Source organism: Castellaniella sp. MT123 (assembly GCF_039614765.1).
Lineage (GTDB): Bacteria > Pseudomonadota > Gammaproteobacteria > Burkholderiales > Burkholderiaceae_B > Castellaniella.
On sequence record NZ_CP154879.1, the window covers coordinates 3,023,337 to 3,043,561 of the forward strand.

At 65.6% G+C, this 20,225-nt stretch carries 26 protein-coding genes; 6 read left to right on the forward strand and 20 right to left on the reverse strand.

The annotated features are described in order from the left end of the window. From ABCV34_RS14250 to ABCV34_RS14265, 4 genes are read right to left on the reverse strand one after another with little or no spacing between them, the layout of a single operon-like run. Positions 1-1,035 (reverse strand): NAD(P)H-dependent glycerol-3-phosphate dehydrogenase, encoded by a 1,035-nt coding sequence (locus tag ABCV34_RS14250; protein ID WP_345796871.1) that lies wholly within the window; start codon positions 1,033-1,035, stop codon positions 1-3. A gap of 37 nt (positions 1,036-1,072) precedes the next feature. Beyond that, positions 1,073-1,579, reverse strand: coding sequence for a protein-export chaperone SecB (gene secB / locus ABCV34_RS14255; RefSeq protein ID WP_345796872.1), 507 nt, complete (start codon positions 1,577-1,579; stop codon positions 1,073-1,075). A gap of 26 nt (positions 1,580-1,605) precedes the next feature. Continuing rightward, a complete protein-coding gene (gene grxC, locus ABCV34_RS14260) occupies positions 1,606-1,872 on the reverse strand; it encodes a glutaredoxin 3 (protein ID WP_345796873.1) in 267 nt (88 codons plus the stop codon). 13 nt (positions 1,873-1,885) lie between these two features. Continuing rightward, positions 1,886-2,296, reverse strand: coding sequence for a rhodanese-like domain-containing protein (locus tag ABCV34_RS14265; protein ID WP_345796874.1), 411 nt, complete (start codon positions 2,294-2,296; stop codon positions 1,886-1,888). Between the two features lie 89 nt (positions 2,297-2,385). On the opposite strand from ABCV34_RS14265, the gene gpmA reads away from it, so the two are divergent. From gpmA to ABCV34_RS14285, 4 genes are all read left to right on the forward strand, one after another. After that, positions 2,386-3,138 (forward strand): 2,3-diphosphoglycerate-dependent phosphoglycerate mutase, encoded by a 753-nt coding sequence (gene gpmA, locus ABCV34_RS14270; protein ID WP_345796875.1) that lies wholly within the window; start codon positions 2,386-2,388, stop codon positions 3,136-3,138. 1 nt (position 3,139) lies between these two features. Then, the gene (locus ABCV34_RS14275) at positions 3,140-4,621 is read left to right on the forward strand and encodes a peptidoglycan DD-metalloendopeptidase family protein (RefSeq protein WP_345796876.1); all 1,482 of its coding nucleotides are present in this window, start codon (positions 3,140-3,142) and stop codon (positions 4,619-4,621) included. 83 nt (positions 4,622-4,704) lie between these two features. After that, entirely contained in the window at positions 4,705-6,216 is a 1,512-nt protein-coding gene (locus tag ABCV34_RS14280) for a S41 family peptidase (RefSeq protein WP_345796877.1), read from the forward strand. Between the two features lie 17 nt (positions 6,217-6,233). Next, entirely contained in the window at positions 6,234-7,013 is a 780-nt protein-coding gene (locus ABCV34_RS14285; protein ID WP_345798795.1) for a HesA/MoeB/ThiF family protein, read from the forward strand. On the opposite strand, the gene ABCV34_RS14290 is transcribed toward ABCV34_RS14285, so the two are convergent. The 6 genes from ABCV34_RS14290 to ABCV34_RS14315 are packed head-to-tail and all read right to left on the reverse strand — an operon-like array spanning position 6,943 to position 10,951. Then, entirely contained in the window at positions 6,943-7,692 is a 750-nt protein-coding gene (locus ABCV34_RS14290) for a pyrimidine 5'-nucleotidase (RefSeq protein WP_345796878.1), read from the reverse strand. The two genes, ABCV34_RS14285 and ABCV34_RS14290, sit on opposite strands and share 71 nt — an antisense overlap. A gap of 10 nt (positions 7,693-7,702) precedes the next feature. Next, a complete protein-coding gene (argB, locus tag ABCV34_RS14295) occupies positions 7,703-8,605 on the reverse strand; it encodes an acetylglutamate kinase (RefSeq protein ID WP_345796879.1) in 903 nt (300 codons plus the stop codon). Then, positions 8,602-9,096 (reverse strand): TlpA disulfide reductase family protein, encoded by a 495-nt coding sequence (locus ABCV34_RS14300; protein WP_345796880.1) that lies wholly within the window; start codon positions 9,094-9,096, stop codon positions 8,602-8,604. The genes argB and ABCV34_RS14300 overlap by 4 nt, the downstream gene beginning before the upstream one ends. Continuing rightward, entirely contained in the window at positions 9,093-9,812 is a 720-nt protein-coding gene (locus ABCV34_RS14305) for a BON domain-containing protein (RefSeq protein WP_345796881.1), read from the reverse strand. The genes ABCV34_RS14300 and ABCV34_RS14305 overlap by 4 nt, the downstream gene beginning before the upstream one ends. After that, complete coding sequence (locus ABCV34_RS14310; RefSeq protein WP_345796882.1) at positions 9,812-10,405, reverse strand: phosphoheptose isomerase; 594 nt, start codon at positions 10,403-10,405, stop codon at positions 9,812-9,814. Before ABCV34_RS14310 ends, ABCV34_RS14305 begins: the two co-directional genes overlap by 1 nt. 54 nt (positions 10,406-10,459) lie before the next feature. Next, positions 10,460-10,951, reverse strand: a complete 492-nt coding sequence (locus ABCV34_RS14315; protein WP_345796883.1) for a YraN family protein — start codon at positions 10,949-10,951, stop codon at positions 10,460-10,462. Positions 10,952-10,985: 34 nt separating this feature from the next. Between ABCV34_RS14315 and rsmI the strand changes: the two genes are divergently transcribed. Then, entirely contained in the window at positions 10,986-11,915 is a 930-nt protein-coding gene (gene rsmI / locus ABCV34_RS14320) for a 16S rRNA (cytidine(1402)-2'-O)-methyltransferase (RefSeq protein ID WP_345796884.1), read from the forward strand. Here the strand turns inward: rsmI and ABCV34_RS14325 are convergent. The 10 genes from ABCV34_RS14325 to ABCV34_RS14370 all read right to left on the reverse strand — a co-directional run bounded on the left by ABCV34_RS14325 (position 11,903) and on the right by ABCV34_RS14370 (position 19,548). Next, the gene (locus ABCV34_RS14325) at positions 11,903-12,898 is read right to left on the reverse strand and encodes a septal ring lytic transglycosylase RlpA family protein (RefSeq protein WP_345796885.1); all 996 of its coding nucleotides are present in this window, start codon (positions 12,896-12,898) and stop codon (positions 11,903-11,905) included. The genes rsmI and ABCV34_RS14325 overlap by 13 nt on opposite strands. Then, positions 12,895-13,770 (reverse strand): RNase adapter RapZ, encoded by an 876-nt coding sequence (rapZ, locus tag ABCV34_RS14330; RefSeq protein WP_345796886.1) that lies wholly within the window; start codon positions 13,768-13,770, stop codon positions 12,895-12,897. The genes ABCV34_RS14325 and rapZ overlap by 4 nt, the downstream gene beginning before the upstream one ends. A gap of 70 nt (positions 13,771-13,840) precedes the next feature. Then, positions 13,841-14,779, reverse strand: coding sequence for an HPr(Ser) kinase/phosphatase (hprK, locus tag ABCV34_RS14335; RefSeq protein WP_345796887.1), 939 nt, complete (start codon positions 14,777-14,779; stop codon positions 13,841-13,843). Then, complete coding sequence (locus tag ABCV34_RS14340; RefSeq protein WP_345796888.1) at positions 14,751-15,248, reverse strand: PTS sugar transporter subunit IIA; 498 nt, start codon at positions 15,246-15,248, stop codon at positions 14,751-14,753. The genes hprK and ABCV34_RS14340 overlap by 29 nt, the downstream gene beginning before the upstream one ends. Positions 15,249-15,357: 109 nt before the next feature. Further along, positions 15,358-15,684: a ribosome-associated translation inhibitor RaiA gene (gene raiA / locus ABCV34_RS14345; protein ID WP_345796889.1), complete on the reverse strand. Its 327-nt coding sequence runs from the start codon at positions 15,682-15,684 to the stop codon at positions 15,358-15,360. Between the two features lie 263 nt (positions 15,685-15,947). After that, entirely contained in the window at positions 15,948-16,736 is a 789-nt protein-coding gene (lptB, locus tag ABCV34_RS14350) for an LPS export ABC transporter ATP-binding protein (RefSeq protein WP_345796890.1), read from the reverse strand. 19 nt (positions 16,737-16,755) lie between these two features. Beyond that, positions 16,756-17,349 carry a lipopolysaccharide transport periplasmic protein LptA gene (gene lptA, locus ABCV34_RS14355; protein WP_345796891.1) on the reverse strand — a complete coding sequence of 198 codons (594 nt, stop codon included), beginning with the start codon at positions 17,347-17,349 and terminating at the stop codon, positions 16,756-16,758. Further along, positions 17,346-17,963 (reverse strand): LPS export ABC transporter periplasmic protein LptC, encoded by a 618-nt coding sequence (gene lptC / locus ABCV34_RS14360; protein WP_345796892.1) that lies wholly within the window; start codon positions 17,961-17,963, stop codon positions 17,346-17,348. The genes lptA and lptC overlap by 4 nt, the downstream gene beginning before the upstream one ends. Further along, positions 17,960-18,562, reverse strand: a complete 603-nt coding sequence (locus ABCV34_RS14365; RefSeq protein WP_345796893.1) for an HAD hydrolase family protein — start codon at positions 18,560-18,562, stop codon at positions 17,960-17,962. The genes lptC and ABCV34_RS14365 overlap by 4 nt, the downstream gene beginning before the upstream one ends. Beyond that, complete coding sequence (locus ABCV34_RS14370; RefSeq protein WP_345796894.1) at positions 18,562-19,548, reverse strand: KpsF/GutQ family sugar-phosphate isomerase; 987 nt, start codon at positions 19,546-19,548, stop codon at positions 18,562-18,564. The genes ABCV34_RS14365 and ABCV34_RS14370 overlap by 1 nt, the downstream gene beginning before the upstream one ends. Before the next feature lie 122 nt (positions 19,549-19,670). Between ABCV34_RS14370 and ABCV34_RS14375 the strand changes: the two genes are divergently transcribed. Continuing rightward, positions 19,671-20,225, forward strand: a complete 555-nt coding sequence (locus ABCV34_RS14375) for an adenine phosphoribosyltransferase (RefSeq protein WP_345796895.1) — start codon at positions 19,671-19,673, stop codon at positions 20,223-20,225.

A 20,225-nucleotide genomic window follows, 5' to 3' on the forward strand; every position in this document is an offset into this window, starting at 1 on the left:
CTATTCCGGGCGCGGATCGCGTGCCAGCAGGGCAGCCACTGCCTGATGGGGCGCCAGGCCTTCGAACAGTACCTGGCAGACCGCTTCGGTGATCGGCAGTTCCAGTCCGTGGCGGCGGCCCAGCGCCAGCGCGGCCTGCGCGCAGCGCACGCCCTCGGCGGTCATGCCGCCCGCCAGGATCGTTTCCAGCGACTGACCCTGGCCGATCGCGATGCCAACCTGACGGTTGCGGGACAGATCGCCCGTGGCGGTGAGCACCAGATCGCCCAGGCCGGTCAGGCCTATGAAGGTTTCGGCGCGCCCGCCCAATGCGACGCCCAGACGCTGGATCTCTGCCAGCCCGCGCGTGATCAGCGCGGCACGGGCATTGGTGCCCAGATGGAGGCCGTCGCTGATGCCGCAGGCGATCGCCATGACGTTCTTCAAGGCACCGCCGACCTCGACTCCGATGATGTCGCGGGTGGTGTAAATGCGTGCCTGGGTTCCGTGAAACGCAGCCTGCGCGACTCGGCCCGTGTCGGCATGCATGGTGGCTACGGTCAGAGCCACGGGCAGGCCCCGGGCGACTTCGCGGGCAAAGGATGGGCCCGACAGCACGCCGACCTGAAGCCAGGGGGCTCGGGGCAGGGCGCCCATGACGATCTGGTGTGGCCACTGCTGGGTGTCGGGGCTGATGCCCTTGCAGGTCCATAGCAGGTGCAGGGTGGCGGTTGGCTGCGTGGGCAGGGTCCGTGCGAGACGCCGGCAGACGTCGGCCAGGCCCGCCATCGGGACCCCCAGTACGATCAGTCGTTCGGCGTCGATGGGGCCCTGCAGGACATGATCCAGCGCCGCGGCCCAGTCGCTCGTGGCGCGTAGCGAGGCCGGCAGATCGATGCCCGGCAGATACCGCGGATTGGCATGATCCTGGTTGACTGTTTGGGCGACGTCGGGATCGCGCGCCCAGAGCAGTGTGTCGGTCCGGATGCTGGCGAGCGCCGCCAGCGCGGTCCCCCAGCTGCCTGCGCCCAGGACGGCAAGTCGGACAGGAAGCATGTCAACTCCTGGGCAGGTTCTGGAGGATTTTGGTGGGTTAGTTGCGCGCGCCCGGCGGCAGGATCAGGCCGGAGTCTTCACCCTGGGCCTGGGCGCCGGACTGTTGCGCCAGGCGCTGCTCGTACAGGGCCTGGAAGTTCATTTCGCTGAGATGCAGCGGCGGCAGCGAGGTGCGGGTGATGGCGTCGGCGACGTTGGCCCGCAGGTAGGGATACAGCATGGTCGGGCAGACGATGCCCAACAGCGGGTCGAGCTGGTCGGCGGGAATGTTCGCCGCCTCGAAGATGCCGGCCTGGCTGAGCTCGACCAGGTACAGGACCTTGTCGCCGATGCGCGTGGTCACCGTGGCCGTGACCACGGATTCGAAGACCGTTTCGGCCAGCTGCTGGCCGCCGACCTGAATGGAGACCTCGACGGTCGGACCTTCCTGTTCCAGGAAAATCGCCGGCGCGTTGGGCATTTCCAGGGACAGGTCCTTGATGTAGGTGCGTTGCAGGCCGAAGCTGGGGGCTTGGCCGTTTTCGGTGTGGTTTGCTTCGGACATGGGAATTCCAGGAATGGGGTGAAGGGTCAGGAGGGGCAGGCTTGCAGCAGCGGCAGCAGGCCGTCGGCGCGGTCCAGCGCGGACAGGTCGTCGAAGCCGCCGATGTGGCGGTCGTCGATGTAGATCTGGGGAACGGTGCGCCGGCCGGTGCGTTCCATCATGACGGCACGCTGTGCGGGGTCGCGATCCACGTAAATTTTGTGGATCTCCTGGACGCCGCGCTGCTTCAGCAGCATTTCGGCGCGCGTGCAATACGGGCACACGGTGGTGCAATACATCGTGATTTGGGCCATTGGGGAAACTCGGTCAGGATTTTTTGAGGGGCAGGCCGCCTTCGGTCCAGGCATTGAGCCCGCCGTCCAGGCAGGATACCCGTTCGAAGCCGTGCTTGCGCAGTTGCGTGACGGCGCGGCCACTGTCCCGCCCGTGGGCGTCCACGAACACGATGGGCTTGTCCTTTGGCAGGGTGCCGACGTGGGCATCCAGCGTGTCCAGCGTGATGTTGCGGGCCTGGGGGATGTGGCCGGCCTTGAATTGTTCGGCCGGGCGGATGTCGACGAACACGCCCTGTTCCCGGTTGATCTGCTGGACGGCGTCGGTCAGAGCGATGCGCCCGTGCGAGCGCCCCCGTGACAGACTGGGCCACAGAAGCATGGCCCCGGAAACCAGGGCGATCAGCAGGATCCAGAGGTTGTTCTGGCTGAGTAAAAAGTCCACAGTGCTTCCTGTAACAGCGGTCAGAAGAAATTGTATGCCGGGGGATTATAAAATGGTCCGCAGTTTTGAACTTTGCGGGCTTTCCGATCATGCACAAACTGGTCCTCATGCGCCATGGCGAAAGCCAATGGAATCTCGAAAACCGTTTCACCGGCTGGACCGACGTGGACCTGACCGACACCGGCCGGGCGCAGGCGCGCCAGGCGGGCGAACTGCTGCGCGCCCAGGGCTATGAATTCGACCTGGCCTTCGCGTCGGTGCTCAAACGCGCCATTCGTACGCTGTGGATCGCTCTGGATGCCATGGACGCCATGCATACGCCCATCGGCCTGAGCTGGCGCCTGAACGAACGTCATTACGGGGCCCTGCAAGGCCTGAACAAGGCCGAAACCGCCGCACGTTACGGCGAGGCCCAGGTCCTGCAATGGCGCCGCGCCTATGCGATCGCGCCCGACCCGCTGGCTGCCGACGATCCCCGCCATCCGCGGTTCGATGCGCGCTACAGCCGCGTCCCGGCCGACCAGTTGCCAGCGACCGAATGCCTGCGCGATACCGTGAACCGTGTGGTGCCTTTCTGGAACGACTCCATCGCCCCCGCGATCCGCTCGGGCCGGCGCGTGCTGGTGTCGGCGCACGGCAACAGCTTGCGGGCGTTGATCAAGCATCTGGACGGGATCTCCGACGACGAGATCGTCGGCGTGAACATCCCGACCGGCCAGCCGCTGGTCTACGAACTGGACGATGATCTGCGGCCCCTGCGCCACTATTATCTGGGCGACGAAGACCAGATCCGCGCCGCCATGCTGGCGGTCGCCAACCAGGGCAAGGCAAACCAGGCCTGACATGCGACATTTCGGCCTGGGGCTGGTGCTATGTCTGGCGATGGTCTCGGCCCAGGCGGAATCCTCGTTGCAGACGCGCCAGACACGGGCGCGCGAAGACCGGACGGCGCTGCAAGCGCAGATCGACGCCTTGCAAAAGCGCATCGAGGCCTCCGAGTCCTCGCGTCAGGATGCCAGCGCCGCCTTGAAAGACTCGGAACAGGCGATTTCCGACATCAGCCGCCATCTGGCCGAACTCGACCAGCGCCACAAAACGCTGTCGGACACCCTGAAGACACTTGGCGCGGCGCGCACGCAGCAGGCGGCGGAACTCGACCGGCAGCGCCGGGCCCTGGCCGACCAGTTGCGGGCGCAGTATGCCAGCGGCCTGTCTCCCTGGACGGCGCTGTTGTCGGGGCGCGATCCGCAGGACATCGGCCGTGAACTTGCCTACCTGGCGTATGTGTCGCGGGCGCGAACGCGCACGCTCGATGAGCTGCGAGGCACGCTGGCGCGCCTGACGGAGCTGCGACAGCGGACCGATGCCAGCCAGGCTGAACTCGACACCCTGGTGAGCGATACCCAGGCCCAGAAGCTCGCGCTGCAGACCCAGCAGGCGCAGCGCCGCGAGGTGCTGGCGCAGGTGCAGTCCCGTCTTCAGGGCGAACGCCAGCAGTCCAAGGACCTGCATGCGCGGGATGCGCGGCTGGGGAATCTGATTCAGTCGCTGGACACCGAGATCGCCCAGGCCGAGGCTCGCCGCCAGGCGGCGCTCAAGGCCGAGGCGCAACGGCGTGCGAAGGAACAGGCCGAACGGGCGCGGCGTGAGCAGCAGCGGTTGAAGGAACTGCAGGCGCAGCGGGACAAGGCCGCCCAGGAAGCGCAGCACGTGCGCGAGCAAGCCGAACGCCATTTGCGGGAATCGGCGACGCGCGATCAATCCGCTGCCGCGAAGCAGGGGGCGGCCGAACCGCATGCGCCGTCCGGACTTTCACCCGACGAATCCGCCGCGACCAAGCCCGCGGATGCACAGCCGGCCCCGACGCTCGCTACGCGGGAACCTTCCGCCGATGCCGCCGCGGCGACCGAGATCCGGTCGGTTCCCGAGAAGGGTTTTCCGGGGCTGCGCAAGGGCCTGCCCCGGCCCGTGGCCGGCGAAGCGCAGGGGCGCTTCGGTATGCCGCGCCCGGAAGGGGGCGTCTGGCGCGGCATCGTGCTGCGCGCGACGGCCGGGGCGCCGGTGCATGCCGTCGCGGCCGGTCGTGTCGTGTATGCGCACTGGCTGAGCGGTTTCGGCAACATCATCATCATCGACCATGGGCAGCAGTACCTGAGCATCTATGCTTACAACCAGACGCTGCTCAAGCAGGTGGGCGACGTGGTGGCCCGGGGGGATGTGGTGGCGCGCGTCGGTTCGACGGGCGGACAGGTCGAGCCGGGGTTGTATTTCGAATTGCGACATCAGGGGGCGCCGATCAATCCTCAACTATGGTTGCAGCCTTAATTTCTGTACTATGTGAGCTTTGACGCGCCGCGCCTTGCGGGGCATGGCGGCGGGTCTTTTCGGCGAATGGCTTAGGAATGTGCATGGGCACTCGAAAGAATCGATCGTTGGGCTGGGTTGTGATGGGCTTTCTGGGGGGTATCCTGGTCAGCCTGGGCATCTCCGCCGCCGCGCAAAAAACCGAGCCGCTGCCGCTGAAAAGCCTGCAGCAGTTCGCCAACGTCTATGGCGCCATCAAATCCAGCTATGTAGAGCCGGTGTCCGACCAGGCCCTGATCGACGACGCCATCAAGGGCCTGTTCACCGATCTGGATCCGCATTCGGTCTACCTCGACGAGGAAGCCTACAAGCAGATGCAGGACATCACGCGCGGAGGCTTCGGTGGCCTGGGCATCGAGATCGGCACCCAGGACGGCATGCCGAAGGTCATTGCGCCGATCGAGGACACCCCTGCCGCGCGCGCCGGCATCCTGACCGGGGACCTGATCACGGCGATCAATGGCGACCCCACCAAGGGCATGTCCCTGAACGATGCCGTGAAGAAGATGCGCGGCGAACCCGGCACGGCCATCGATCTGACCATCCAGCGCGCAGGTAGCCCCAAGCCCCTCAAATTCCATATCGTGCGCGAAATGATCAAGACGCGCAGCGTGCGCGGCAAGATGCTGCCTCATGACATCGCTTACGTGCGCATCAGCCAGTTCCAGGACCGCACCCTGGTCGATATGGTGAAGATGCTGTCCAGCCTGTCGAAAAAGCAGGCACCCAAGGGCCTGATCCTGGATCTGCGCAACGACCCGGGCGGGCTGCTGGACGGTGCCATCGGCGTGGTGTCGGCATTCGTCGACTCCGGCAAGCTGGTGGTTTCCACCAAGGGCCGTATTCCATCCTCGAACGAAGAGTTCTACGCTCGGCCGCTCGATGGCAGCCATGGCCTGGAGGGCATCCGCCTGCCGACCTGGACGCGGACCGTACCCATGGTCGTGCTGGTGAATGTCGGGTCGGCCTCGGCCTCGGAGATCGTTGCGGGGGCACTGCAGGACTACAAGCGCGCCCAGATCATCGGCAATCGCACCTTCGGAAAGGGCTCGGTGCAGTCCGTGCTGCAGCTCAGCAAGGACACCGGCATCAAGCTGACCACGGCACGTTATTACACGCCCAGCGGTCGGTCGATCCAGAATACCGGCGTCGAGCCCGACCACGTCGTCGACGACAGCGCGGCCGGTAATCTGTTCCGCATGCAGCGCGAAGTCGATCTGCAGCATCATCTGGCCAACCAGGCGACGTCGCAGTCCGCGCAGTCCGGCGAGGAAGACGATTTCGTGCAGGGCGAGATCAAGATGTTCGAATTCGGCGGGACCGACGACTGGCAGCTGCAGCAGGCGGTCAATGCCTTGCAGGGGCGCCCGATCCTGAAGGCCGATGCGGCGCTCGTGCGCCAGGCGCGTGCCGCGGCGTCCGCCGGGCAGGCAGCCAAACCTGCCGCGCAGCCCACCGCCAAACCGGCTGCGACGGAAAAAAAAACACTGAATGAAGGTGCGGCCCCGGTAGAACACTACCGCATCACCCCGGAAGGGCTGATCAAGGTCCAATGAAACCGGATCGGGCCTCTTTGGGTGATGCGCAGTTGATGCGCTATGCCCGGCACATCCTCCTCGATGAGCTGGGCATCGAAGGCCAGGAGCGCCTGCTGGCCGCGCGGGTGCTGATCATCGGGGCTGGTGGCCTGGGATCCCCTGCGGCGCTCTATCTGGCAGCCGCCGGGGTAGGTTCGATCCTCCTGGTGGACGACGACGTCGTCGAGCTCAGCAATCTGCAGCGCCAGGTGCTGCATGCCATGGCGGATCTGGGGCAACCCAAGGCCGAATCCGGTCGACAGGCCCTGCTGGCGATCAATCCCGACATCCAGGTCCGGGCCTTGGTCGAACGTCTGGACGAGCCGCGTCTGCGCGAACTGGCGGGCCAGGTCGATCTGGTGCTGGACTGCACCGACAATTTCGCCACCCGGCATGCGATCAACCGCGCCTGCGTCGCCACACGTACACCGCTGGTGTCGGGGGCGGCCATCCGGTTTTCCGGCCAGATCAGCGTCTACGACCTGCGCGACGACGCGTCACCTTGTTATCACTGCCTGTTTCCCGAGGCCGATGATGTCGAGGAATTGCGCTGCGCCACGACCGGTGTCCTGGGGCCGCTGGTTGGCATGGTGGGCAGCGTGCAGGCGGCCGAGGCCATCAAGATCATCACCGGGATGGGCGAGCCGCTGGTGGGTCGGCTGTTGTCGGTCGATGCCCTGCGCATGCAGTGGCATACGATCCGGTTCAGGCGCGATCCGGAGTGCCCGGTATGCGCCCGTCGCGCGCCCGCATCAGCAGGGTACCCAGGCGGTTGATCCGCACGTCCACGTACAGGTCGCGGCCATGCTGCTGCCGCGAGAACGGCGTGCCCGGATGGTACAGATAAGCCGTGCGCAGCCCCGCCTGACGGGCCGATTTCAGGTTGCGCAGGGTGTCTTCCACCAGGATCACCCGCCGGGCCGGAACGCCCAGCCGGGCGACGACCTGATGCATCAATCCCAATGATGGCTTGGGCCGTGGCAGCCCCATGGGCATCATGTGGTCGATGGCCCAGAGGCCGTCGAATTCCTGCAGGATGCCCAGGGCCTTCAGGACCCGGCGGGCGTAATGCGCAGGCGCGTTGGTCAGGACGATGCGGGTGCCCTTCAGGCTGCGCAGGCGCGTCTTCAGGCCGGTTTCGGCATGGACCAGGGGTCTGACGTCGAAGTCGTGGCAGGTGGCCAGGAACTGGCGCAGGTTCACGCCATGATGCCGTGCCAGGCCAATGGCCGTGGCGCCATAGCGCTCCCAGTAGCGCTGGCGCAGGACGTCGGCCTGATCGGCCGGCAGGTCCAGCGCCTGGGCCACGGCGGCGCTCATGCGTCGATCGATCGTGCGAAAGATTGCCCGCGATGCATCGTGCAGGGTGTTGTCCAGATCGAACAGCCAGACCGGCTCGTCCGGCTGGACGGATTGTCCCCGCCGCAGCGGGCTGGGGGCACGTAATGGGGTCATCGAGGAGTCATCAATGCGAACTGATCATCGTGCCGACGCCGCGGTCGGTGAGGATTTCGAGCAGCAGGCAGTGCGGTACCCGGCCATCGATGATGTGGACCGAGTTCACGCCGAAACGGGCGGCGTCCAGCGCCGAGGAGATCTTCGGCAGCATCCCGCCCGATAGCGTGCCGTCCTGGAACAGCGCGTCGATCGTCTGAGCCGACAGGCTGCGCAGCAACTGGCCGCTTTTGTCGAGTACGCCGGGGGTGTTGGTCAGCATGACCAGTTTTTCCGCCCCCAGGACTTCGGCCATCTTGCCCGCCACCACATCGGCGTTGATGTTGTAGGCCTGGCCGTCCTCGCCGTAGCCGATGGACGAGATGATGGGGATGAACTGGTCGTCCTGCAGGGCCTTGACCACGGCGGGCTCGATGCGTTCGATCTCGCCCACGAAGCCGATGTCCAGGAGTTCGCCGGGATGGTCCGGGTCGGGCATGAGTGTCTTGCGCGCCTGGATCAGACAGCCGTCCTTGCCGGTCAGGCCCACGGCCTTGCCGCCGGCTTCATTGACCATCATGACGATGTCCTGTTGCACCTGGCCGCCCAGCACCCATTCCACGACTTCCATGGTTTCCGCGTCGGTGACGCGCATGCCCTGGATGAAGGTGCCTTCCTTGCCGATGCGTTTGAGGGCGCTATTGATCTGCGGCCCGCCGCCGTGGACCACGACCGGGTTCAAGCCGACGAGTTTCAACAGCACCACGTCGTGCGCGAAGGTGCGTTGCAGATGTTCGTCGGTCATGGCGTTGCCGCCGTATTTGATGACGACGGTCTTGCCGTGGAAACGCCGGATGTAGGGCAGGGCTTCGGAGAGGACTTCAGCCTTGATCGAGGCTGACAATGCCGGGGCGGTATCCGCGAGGGTACTCATGAAGCCAATGCCTTTTCCACCGTGGCCATGAAGGCCTGTTCGTCGTAGTTGCCGAGATAGCGTTTGATGATGTTGCCGTGCTTGTCGATCAGGAACGCTGTGGGGGTCAGCCGCACGTCGCCAAAGGCCTGGGCAAGCTTGCCCTGGGCGTCGATCACCACCGGGAACGGCAGCCGGCGGGTTTCCGTGTAATTTTTCACGTAATTGGGCGGGTCGTACTGCATGGCCACCGCGATCGTGTCGAAGCCGCGCGATTTCAGGTCCTGATAGTGGCGGATGGTGTCCGGCATCTGCGCCACGCAGGTGGTGCAGCTGGTGGCCCAGAATTTGACGAGGACGACTTTGCCGCGTAGGTCCTGCGTGGTCAGGGTTTTGCCCTGGAGATCGGTGAAGGCGACGTTGGGTGCCGCCTGGGCGGCCCCCTGGAACTGCCAGAGTGCAGCGGCGCCGATCGCGATCACCGCTGCCAGGCCGAGAATGATCTTTTTCATTTCACAGGCATGGTCTGCGCGCCGCCGCTACCGCCTGCCGGAGGCGAGGCTGGGGCGCTGGAAGTACTGGATTCCGTGACGGGGGCCGGCTTGCCGGGATCGGTGATCAGGCTTTCCCGCGACACGACATTGAATAATTTTACGACTTTATTGACCCCCGAGATGCTGGAGGCGACCTTGGCGGCGCGCTCGCCCTCGTCGGCCGTGACCTTGCCCATCAGGTAGACCACGCCGCGTTCGGTCGTGACCTTGATCGTACGGAAGGGCACGCCTTCGGTGGTGACGAATTCGCTTTTGACCTTGGAGGTCAGCCAGGTGTCGTTGGTGCGCACGCTGAGCGGTGTGATCTCGCCCACGCGGATGTGGTCGTCCACCTGATGGACTTTCTGGATCGAGCGGGCGATGGTCACTGCCTTCTGGCGGTCGGCTTCGGTGGGTACGTCGCCCACCAGCAGCAGGCGGCCCGCGTAGGACGTGCCCAGGACCCGGGCCTTGTCGCCAAAGGCCTTGTTCATTTCGCTGGAAACGCGCAGTTCGATCGTCTGGTCGTCAACCTGTTCGCCGGCCGTGCGGCGGTCGGTGGCGACCATGGCGGTGGTGGCCGCCGTGCCGCCCACGATGAACAGGCCGCAGCCGGACAGGGCGGACAAGCAGGCGAGGCTGATCAGGCAGCGCGCCAGGGGGCGGGTGGACAATGGGCGTGCGGACAAGGGCATCAGAGGGGGTCTCCCAGGAGCAGGGCGTCGATGCCGTCACACAGCGCATGCAGCAGCAGGATATGGACTTCCTGGATGCGCATGGTGCGATCGTGCGGGACGCACAGATGGATGTCAGTCTCGTACAGTAGTGAATTGATCTGGCCGCCGCCCTTGCCGGACAGGGCGATGACTTGCATTTCGCGTTCGTGGGCGGCCTCGATGGCGCGCAGCACGTTGGGCGAATTGCCGCTGGTGGAAATCGCCACCAGTACGTCGCCGGGTTGGCCCAGGGCATTGACCTGGCGTTCGAAGACGGAATTGAAGCCGTAGTCGTTGCCCACGGCGGTCATGATCGAGGTGTCGGTATTCAGGGCGATGCCGCCCAGAGGCAAGCGGTCACGCTCGAAGCGGCCGACGAGTTCCGCTACGAAATGCTGGGCATCGGCGGCCGAGCCGCCGTTGCCGCAGGCCAGGATGCGGGCATTGTTCGTCAGGGCGCCAAACAGCAGGTCGACCCCGGTCGCCAGAGCGGGAGCGAGTTCGCGGGCGCTGGATTTGAAGGTGTCGACGGCATCGTCGAAATGCGACGTCATGCGGGAGGTCATATCCATGGCGCCGATTATCGCATGAGAGCGTGGTGCGGGCGATCGTGAACGTAACTGGATTCAACTCCGGAACGCATCCTGGATCCAGTCGATCTGCTCACCCTCCACGCTGACGACGTCGAAGCGGCACACGGGAGTCCGCCCAGCGAAGTGCCGGGCGGACAGCAGCGGCAGGAAATAGCGGGCGGCGCGGATCAGGCGCGCCTGCTTGGGCCGGTTTACACTGGCGGTAGCCCCGCCATGGCGCCGGTCGCGTCGCTGTCGCACCTCGATAAACACCAGCGTCGAGCCCTGGCATGCCACCAGATCGATCTCCCCCGCCTTGCAGCGCAGGTTGCGAGCCAGGATTCGCAGCCCCCGCGCATTCAGGTGACGAAGGGCCAGAGATTCGGCCGCATATCCCTGCCGCTGGCTGGGCGATCCCGCGGATGGCGGGGCGCCCTGCCGGTCATTGCGCGGGGCATGGCGGGCTGCGGTGCGCGCCGCGCGCCGGCGGCGGCGCAGCGCCAGGCCCTGGGCCTGTTGCGCCCGCGCATAAGCATCGGTCAGCATGGCGCCGATTCGTCCAGGAAAAAAGGAATTCAGTATGACGGAAATGAGGGATCCGGAGGAAGTCGCTCTGACGTGGAAACGTCACATCGACCAGGTCGCCGGACAGAACTGGCCGGCGGGATGCCTGTACGTGGTGGCCACCCCGATCGGCAATCTCGAGGATCTGAGCCTGCGCGCCTGGGAAGCCTTACGGCGCTGCGATGCGATCGCGGCCGAGGATACCCGCACGACGCGCACATTGCTCGATGCCTGGGGGATCGCTACGCCCCTGCTGGCGGCGCACCGTCACAACGAGCAGGAGGCGGCCGAGGGAATCGTGGACCGTCTGGCGCGGGGCGAGCGGATCGCTCTGGTGTCGGATGCCGGCGCGCCAGCGGTCAGCGATCCGGGGGCGCGCATCGTGCGGCACGTGCGGGCGGCTGGTTTCCGGGTCGTTCCGCTGCCTGGGCCCAGCGCCGTCATTGCCGCCCTGATGGCTAGCGGCGCGACTCGCGACGAAGAGCCCGGCTTCGCCTTCGCAGGATTCATGCCCTCCAAGGCTCAGGCCCGCCGCAAGTGGCTGGCGCGCTGGCTGGGCTGGCCGGTTCCCGTGGTGATGTTCGAGACGCCGCACCGCCTGCGTGCCGCCCTGTCGGACCTGTCCGAACTGGCAGGGCCCGATCGCGTGCTGACCGTGGCCCGTGAGCTAAGCAAGCGGTTCGAGGAGATCGGCACGCTGCCTTTGGGTTCAGTGAACGACTGGCTGGCCGAGGATGTCCATCGTACGCAGGGCGAATTTGTGCTGGTGCTGCATGCGACCGAGGCCCTGCCCGCGCAGGACGAGGACCTGTCCGCGGATCACGAGCGGCTCATGCGAGCCTTGCTGGCCGATCTATCGGTGCGGGATGCCGCGCGCATCGGCGCGGCGGCCACCGGCCTGTCACGCGACCGCCTGTATGCCTGGGCTTTGGGTCAGAAGCCCTGATCCATGGCGACGACCGGATTCAGTCCGGCCGAGGCCGACAGAGAGGCCGCCGTGTGGTCGGCTTCGTTGCGCGACGGATAGGGGCCCATGCGGACCTTGTACAGAGGTGGCTGGTAGCTGACCGATACTTGCCCCAGTGACCGGTCCATCTGGGCATTGACTCGTTGCGCGAGGGCATGCGCATTATCCGGCGAGGAAAAGGCGCCGAATTGCAGGTAGATTCCGGCGCCTGCCGGGTCGTTGCCGGCCCGTGTCGGTGGAGGCGCGGACGCCAGGGCCGGCGGGGGCAGGCTGACCGGCGCGGGCATGGGCTGAGCTGGCTCGGTGACTGAAACCGGGGTCGCCGCCGACGCCATCAGGGGTGCTGACCCATCGCGGCCGGCGCGGATGTCGGCATTGGTGATGGCCTGGACGACGACGCGCCCGCTGCCGGGGCCGACCAGGCCCAGCTTCGCGGCGGCGACGTATGACAGGTCGATGATGCGGCCCGGGTGGAAGGGCCCCCGGTCGTTGATGCGCACGATGATCGAGCGGCTGCTGCCCACACGCGTCACCCGGGCGTAGCTGGGAATCGGCAGGGTCGGGTGGGCGGCCGTCATGGCGTACATGTCGTAGGTTTCGCCGTTGGCGGTCCTTTCGCCGTGGAATTTCCGGCCGTACCACGAGGCCACGCCTTCCTGACGATAGGGTTGGTCCTCGCCGATGGGGACGTATCGGATGCCGAAGACCTGATAGGGCCGGAAATTCGCCGGGGCGTGGCGCTCGAGGCGCGGCACGGCATCGGGGATGGAGGCGATGTCCGGCGGGACCCGGTCACCCGGGCCGTCGTCCTTGTAGTACCCCCCCGACCGGGAAGCGCAACCGGCCAGGATCGCCAGTGTCGCGCAGAGCAGCCCGATTGCCAGCGTCCGCAGGAACGGCCGGCCGGCCGGATCGGCCGTTGGTTGCGCAATCGCGAGCGGGGAGCAGGGGGCGGCGGTCATGGGGATGGCTTGTGCAGCAGCGGGTTGCGGTGGCGCACCAGCAGAGGCGAGTGGTCGGCGAACCGCCGCGCCAGCTGTTCTGCGACATAGACCGAGCGGTGCTGCCCGCCGGTGCAGCCGATCGCGACCGTGAGATAGTTGCGTGTGTCCTGCATGTACAGCGGCAGCCATTTGCGGATGAAGCCGGCGATGTCCTCGATCATGGCCTCGACGCTGCCAAACTGGGCCAGCCAGTCGGCAACCGGGGCATCGCGCCCGGTCAGCGGGCGCAGCTGCGGATCATAGTGGGGGTTGGGCAGGCAGCGGACGTCGAAGACCAGGTCGGCGTCATGCGGCACGCCCCGCTTGTAGGCAAAGGATTCAAAGGTCAGGATGACGGATGCCCGGTCGACCTGCACCAGGTCGCGCACCCAGCCGCGCAGCTGTCCCGGTGTCAGGTCCGAGGTGTCGATGACATGTTCCTGGTGTCGTAGCGGAGCCAGCAGTTCGCGTTCGCGGGTGATGCAATCCTGTAGCGACGGATCCTGCCCCTCGTGCCGCAGCCGGTCGGTCAGGGGGTGGCGGCGCCGGGATTCCGAGTAGCGCTGCATCAGGGTATGGTCGTCGGCATCCAGGAAAATCACGTGCAGGGCCAGGCCCATGGCCCGCAGGCTGGTCAGAATGCCGGGCAATTCGTCCAGGTCGCCGGGGGTGCGCACGTCGATGGACACCGCCACCCGTTCCAGACCGCTGTCCTGGGTGCTGGCGATGAAATCGTGCAGGAACCGGACGGGCAGATTGTCGACGCAGGTGTATCCCGTGTCTTCCAGCATACGCAGGGCCACGGATTTCCCGGATCCCGAAATGCCGGTGATGAGGACGATGTTCAGCATGTCGCAGGCCTTCGTCGGGACGCTGTCCTGCCGCGAGTCAGGCTCGTCGGAGCGGTGTCGGGAGCCAGGGTCACGGCCGCTTCTCCTGGGTGCTTTCCATGATGGCCAGGGCCTGGCGTTCGATGAATTCGCCCATGGTGTCGATGCCGCGCAGGCTGAGGATGGTGTTGCGCACGGCCGCCTCGACCAGCACGGCCAGATTGCGGCCGGCGGCCACCTGCAGCATGACCCGGCGGATGGGAATGCCCAGGATGTCCTGGTATTCGTCCTTCATGGGCAGGCGTTCGAAGTTGTCCGGGGTCATGCGCACCAGGTGGACGATGAGCTTGATCTTCATCTTCCGCCGCACGGATGTTTCGCCGAAGATGGTGCGAATGTCCAGTAGACCCAGGCCGCGCACTTCCAGCAGGTTCTGCAGTAGTGACGGGCATTGGCCCTCGACGAAATTGGGCGCCGTACGGGAGAGTTCCACCGCGTCGTCGGCCACCAGGCCGTGCCCTCGGGAGATCAGTTCCAGAGCCAGTTCGCTTTTTCCCAGCCCGGATTCGCCCGTGATCAGCACACCCAGACCCAGCACGTCCATGAAGACGCCGTGCACCGTGGTCTTGGGCGCCATGCGTTTGCCCAGATAGACGCGCAGCAGGTCGATCAGGTGGGCGGCATCGGTCGGCGTGCCGACCAGCGGGATGTCCTGTTCCAGGCAGAAGGCCCGCAGGTCGTCGGGTGCCTGGGTCCCACCTGCCAGTACGATCGCGGGGACGCCGCCGGCGACCAGTTCTTCCAGGTGGTGACGCCGGCGTTTCGAGTCGAGACGCCGGTAATAGGAGATTTCCTCGGTGCCGAAGACCTGGATGCGGCTGGGGTGGATCAGATTCAGGTGGCCGACCAGATCGGCGGCCGCGTCCCGGGAATCGGGCACCGGCCGTTGGGCGGCCGCAGCCTGCCCGGCTAGCCAGGTGAAGGAGATCTTTTCGGCGTTGTCACGAATCAGCTCTTGAATGGTCAGCATGTTCGGTGGACTGGGCGTGGGGGCCGTTCAGGAGGAGTTGATGGATGGCGGTGGAGTCCGTGGACTGCGTCAGTACCTGGCGGACGTCGGCGTCCGACATCAGGCGCGCGATGCTGGCCAGCAGGTCCAGATGCATCTGTGTGGCGGCTTCGGGGATCAGCAGAAAGAACAGCAGACGGGCTGTGCGGCCATCGTTTGCGTCGAAACGGATGGGGGCGGCCAGCCGGATGAAGGCGGCGTGGGGCTCTCGCAGGTCTTTCAGGCGTCCGTGCGGAATTGCAACTTCGTGGCCGAGCGCGGTCGAACCCAGACGTTCACGCGCCAGGAGGCTGTGGAAGACCGACATGCGGGCCACGCCTTGGTTGTTCTCGAACAGCAGGCCTGCGTGTTCGAAAGCCCGTTTTTTGCTGGTGGCCGCCAGATCCAGGACGATATTGCCCGGAGGCAGGATGCGAGAGCTCAGGTTCATCGCGACATTATAGGAGCGAGACCCGGGAGTAGAAACCATCATGGCCCCGGAACGTGTGTCGCGAGGCCATGTGTCGATTCAAACAGCGGGAAAACGGCTGGTCAGGATGTCATTCCGCCAGAATTTCCTGACGTTTGGGGGGTTCATGAGCGTAGGTCTGAGCCTTGGATTTGTATTTGATCACCTGGCGGTCGACTTTGTCGACCAGCAGATCGATGGCCGCATACAGGTTGTCATCCGAGGCTTCGCAGTGCAGGTCCTTGCCGCGCAGGCGCATGGTGATTTCTGCGGTGTGTTTCAGGGGCTCTATCGAGAGCAGGACCTGGGTGTCGATGACCTGATCGAAGTGCCGTAGGATGCGCGCAGTCTTGGTGTGGACGTATTCGCGGATGGCTGGGGTGATTTCCAGATGACGACCGGTGATTGTCAGGCTCATAGTGCAGACTCCTTGCGGAAAAAACAGAGGTGGTTCCATCGGGAACCGGGGGATGTGGGGATGAGACCTCCTTTTCTGACAGTTTGATGACAAGTCCAGTGTACCCATTGCCACGAGGACAGCAAGGGGGGGGAAACGGGGTAAGATAGCGGGATTCGCTGCGGTGCCTTTTGATGGGTGCCAGCACATGAAAATGGCCCCGTTGTCCGGGGCCATTTTGTCTGAAGGCTGTCTGGCTGGCGTTCGATGCGGCGCGTGGGCTGTTACATCCGAAAATTCTTTCCCAGATAGACCTGGCGCACGGCCTCGTTGTCCACGATATCGCTGGGGTGGCCGCTGGTCAGCACCCGGCCTTCACTGATGATGTAGGCGCGATCGCAAATCCCCAGCGTTTCGCGCACGTTGTGATCGGTGATCAGCACGCCGATATTGCGGCCCTTCAGAAATTGCACGATACGCTGGATCTCGATGACCGCGATCGGGTCGACCCCCGCGAAGGGTTCATCCAGCAGAATGAAGCGTGGATGCGTGGCCAGGGCGCGGGCAATTTCCACGCGGCGGCGCTCGCCGCCCGACAAGGAAATCGCCATATTGCGGCGGATGTGCTCGATCTGCAGTTCGTCGATCAGGGATTCCAGGCGCTCTTCGATGGCATGGGCCGACAGAGCGTGGCCCTGCGAGTCGCGCTGCAGTTCCAGGACCGCGCGGATGTTCTGTTCGACCGTCAGGCGGCGAAATACCGAGGCGTCCTGCGGCAGGTAGGATAGCCCCAGGCGGGCGCGGCGGTGCATGGGCACCCCCGTGACGTCGTGGTGGTCGATGAGGATGCGGCCGGTATCGGCCGGGATCAGCCCCACGATCATATAGAAGCTGGTGGTCTTGCCCGCGCCGTTGGGGCCCAGCAGGCCGACGACTTCGCCGCTGTCGACCGACAGGGAGACGTCCTGGACCACGGCTCGGCGGCCAAAGCTTTTGCCCAGGCCGATGGCCTGCAGGCTGCCGCGGGCGCGGGGCGGCTCGGATTCGGAAATGGATGCTGCGGTGGTGGACATGGGCAGGCGATGAACGGGATTACGAACGACCTGCCCGGCACTTGGCGATGGCCTGATCGATGCGGGACTGAGGCTGGGCGAGGGAACGTACACGGCCGCCGGCGGCTGCGGAGTTCTGTCCGCCGAAAGCTTCGTAGGTGCCAGTCTTCTCGTGATAGATGATGCGCGCCCCCCGCACGTTGTCGAAGGACTGGCCGCAGATCTGGCGGGTGACCGTGGCCTGCCCCGTCAGTGTGATGTCGCCGGACTGGCCAACGTAGTCAGCCTGCTGGCCGGTGGCAATCAGGGTTTCGAACTTTTCCGGGTTTTCCTGGCGGATCGTGACCACATGCCCCTTGTCTGCCGTGGCCGTGCCGAATTGGTTGCCCTGGGCGTCCTCGTGCGAGACGAGCTTGTCGGCCCGCAGCGTCATGGCGCCCCGGGTCAGGAGCACGTTGCCGGTGAAGGTACTGGTCTTGGTGAGGTCGTCATAATGCAACGTGTCGGACAAAATGACCGTGTCCGGCTCGGGTTTCGTCTGGGTGGACTTGCCTTTGGCCGGGGCCGCCTGGGCCGACAGCGCGAGGCAGCAGGCCGCCAATGCGGCAAACAGGGCGAGAGGCGAAATTTTCATGGTTTGGTGGCCTTTTTGGGTCCGGCGTTGCTGTTCGCCTGATCTTCGCCGGAGATTTTCACGTCGCTGGCGGCCTTGACCGTCAGCTGTCGGGTGCGGTTATCGTAGCGCATGCCCTGGCCGCGCATGGTCGAATTGCCGTTGACGACCAGCGCCGGCAGGTCGGTATGCACCAGGTCTTTGTTGGGTTCGATGATCAGCTGTTCGCTGCGCACATCCAGCTGCTTGTGCTCGGCGTCGGGCAGGCGCTGCAGGTGGGCGTTGCCATCGAGCACAATGCGGTCGCCATGCTGATCCAGTGTGCCGCGCAGGGCCGTGCCGACCGTGATGGGCGAATTCGGCTTATGGCCCACGGCTCGGGGGGCGGTGATCTCGTAGTTGTCCGTATCGGGGAAATGTTCCATCGTGGTGCCTTCCAGGCGGTCGATGGCATGTCCCCGTGGATCGGTGCGCACCATGACGAACTGCTTGGCCCAGGAGTCGCGCTCGTGCGTCATGCGCCGGGGTGGGTCGATCTGGATCGAACGCAAGGCATAGTCCGACGCCCACCAGGTGCCCAGCACCAGCAGGCCCAGCAGCAGCACCGCGACCAGTCCGGGCAGTCGGTCTTTCATTGGATCGCACCGCCCAGAGTGGACAGGGATGCGGTAAAGCAGGCCCCCAGGCGGCCCTGCGCCGCCAGAAGCAGGTCGCAGCATTCGCGCACGGCGCCGCTGCCCCCAGGCAGATTTGACACCCAGTGGGCGATCTGGCCGACATAGAAGGGGGCGTTGGGTACGCTGGCGGCGAAACCGACGCGCTGCAGGACGGGCAGGTCGATGATGTCGTCACCCATGTAGCCGACGTGCTGCAAGCCCAGGCCGGCCTCGCGGGCCAGGTCCTCTACGGTGGTGATCTTGTCGTGGACCCCCTGCAGGGCGGGTGAGATCCCCAGTTCGGCCGCGCGCCGCGCGGTGATGGCGCTCTTGCGGCCACTGACCCAGGCTACCCGGATGCCCTGTTCGCGCAGCAGGCGCAGCCCATGGCCGTCCAGGGCGTTGAAGGGCTTGACGGCTTCGCCGTGTTCGCCGTACCACAGGCTGCCGTCGGTCAGGATGCCGTCCACGTCGAACACCATCATGCGCACGGCACGGGCGCGCTCGCGCACTTCCGGGGCGATGCGCGCCAGAACCTGGGCTTCGGCAGGGTGGGAAAAACGGGGCAGCTCGTTCATCAGATGACCTTTGCGGCAAGAAGATCGTGCATGTGCAAAGCCCCCAATAATAGCCCGTCGGCGTCCAGCACCAGCATCTGGCTCAGTTTGTTGGCGTCCATGACGCTGGCCGCCTCGATGGCCGGGGCGTCCGCCGCGATCGTTTTCGGGTGCCGGCTCATGCCGGCCGATACCGGCAGCGCGCGGATGTCGCCGTGCTGGGCGATCATGCGGCGCAGGTCGCCGTCGGTGAAGATGCCGACGGGCCGGTCGTCTTCCAGCACGATGGTCATGCCCATGCCTTTCGAGGACATTTCCGTCAGCGCATCGGGTATCAGCGTATCGGGGCGCACGCGCGGCAGGGCAGTGCCGCTGCGCATGATGTCGGCCACCGATGTCAGCAGGCGGCGCCCCAGGGCGCCACCGGGGTGCGAGCGTGCGAAATCCTCGCGGTCGAAGCCGCGGGCCTCCAGGCAGGCGACCGCCATGGCATCGCCCAGAACCAGCGCGGCCGTGGTGCTGGCGGTCGGTGCCAGGTTCAGCGGGCAGGCCTCGTGATCCACCGCGGCGTCCAGGCTGAGATCCGCGTTGCGGGCCAGTTCCGAATCCGCATGGCCCGTCACGGCGATGATGCGCGTGCCCATGCGCTTGGCCACGGAAATGATGGTGATCAGTTCCTGGGCCGAGCCGGAATACGAGATCGCCAGCAGGATGTCCTGGCCGGTCAGCATCCCGAGGTCGCCATGGATGGCCTCGGCGGCATGCATGAAGAACGCCGGCGTGCCTGTCGAGGCCAGCGTGGCCGCGATTTTGCGCGCGATGTGGCCGGATTTGCCGATGCCCGTGACGACCACCCGCCCCGGGCAGTCCAGGATCATGGATACGGCCTGCCCGAAACGGTCGTCGATGCGGCCTTGCAGGGCTTGCAGTGCCTGGATCTCGATGTCGAACGTGCGATGCGCGCTGGCGCGGACCGCAGCTGGGCTGGGCTGGGGATGGGGATGCATCGTTGGATTTTACTGTGAGTTCGTGTCTTGGCGTGTCGCCGAGCCCGGGACGATTTGGCTACCGTGGTGGTGTCCGGCTTGTTAAACTGTGGCCGCCTCGCTTTCTTCGACAGGATGATGCCATGCAAACCGATCCGGCCCAATACATCCGTGACATGATCCGCACCGTGTCCGATTGGCCGAAACCCGGCATCCAGTTCCGGGATATCACCCCCATCCTGCAGGATCCGCGCTCGTTTCGGGTGCTGATCGACCTGTTCGTCTACCGTTACATGCGTCAACGCCTGGACCTCGTCGCCGGGATCGATGCGCGGGGATTCATCGTCGGGTCCGTCCTGGCCTACGAATTGAATCTGGGCTTCGTGCCGGTGCGCAAACAGGGCAAGCTGCCCTATCGGACAGTGGTAGAGGAATACGCACTGGAATACGGCAATGCCTCCGTCGAGATGCACACCGATTCGGTGCGCCCCGGTCAGCGCGTCCTGCTGATCGACGACCTGATCGCCACCGGCGGCACGATGATGGCGGCATCGCGCCTGCTGCAGCGCCTGGGCGCCAATGTGGCCGAAGCCGCCGCGATCATCGACCTGCCCGACCTGGGCGGCTCGAAGGCAGTCCGCGATTCGGGGTTGCCCGTCTACACGGTCTGCGAGTTCGAAACCGGCGCCGAGGAATAG